The sequence below is a fragment of the Mycobacterium sp. E1747 genome, from assembly GCF_001667775.1.
Classification (GTDB): domain Bacteria; phylum Actinomycetota; class Actinomycetes; order Mycobacteriales; family Mycobacteriaceae; genus Mycobacterium.
Genome location: NZ_LZJI01000132.1, coordinates 1 through 642, shown reverse-complemented (window position 1 = coordinate 642; position 642 = coordinate 1). Strand labels below are relative to the sequence as shown.

At 64.3% G+C, this 642-nt stretch carries 1 protein-coding gene; it reads left to right on the top strand.

The features are described from left to right. Positions 1-27: 27 nt before the first annotated feature. Positions 28-642, top strand: a 615-nt coding sequence (locus A5695_RS13365) for a TROVE domain-containing protein (RefSeq protein WP_156749620.1), incomplete at its 3' end; no start/stop codon positions are given.

Below are 642 nucleotides of genomic sequence, written 5' to 3'. Positions count from 1 at the left end.
GCCCGCTCCTCTACCCGGAGGAGCATCGTGGACGTTCTCAGCACCGTCTCAACCCGCCGTACCCCGCAGAGCGAGCAGTCCGACCCACGCCAGAAGCGCAACGCCGCAGGCGGATACACCTTCCTCGCCGATGTTGAGACCAGACTGCACCGGTTCCTCACCTTGGGAACCGAGGGCGGCACCTACTACACCTCAGCGAAGGACCTGACAGCAGACAACGCCCAAGTGGTCCGCTACTTCGTGGAGAACCGCCCCAACTATCTAGTGGCCACCATCGTCGACATCTCCGAAGGCGGTAGGGCGCCGAAGCAAAACCCGGCGATCTTCGCCCTGGCAATGTGCGCAGCCCTCGCCGACGATGACGGCCGGCGCTTCGCGTTGGAAGCAGTGACGCAGGTGTGCCGCACCGGAACTCACTTGTTCCTGTTCGCCCGCTACGTGGAGCAATTCCGCGGATGGGGACGAGGACTACGCAGGGCGGTCGGCAAGTGGTACTCCGAAAAGCCTGTCGACAAGCTCGCCTACCAAGTGCTGAAGTATCGGCAGCGGGAAGGCTGGACCCACCGCGACCTGCTCCGCCTGTCCCATCCTGGCGGGGATGCGGCGCACACCGCCCTGTACGACTACATCTGCCGCGGTGAA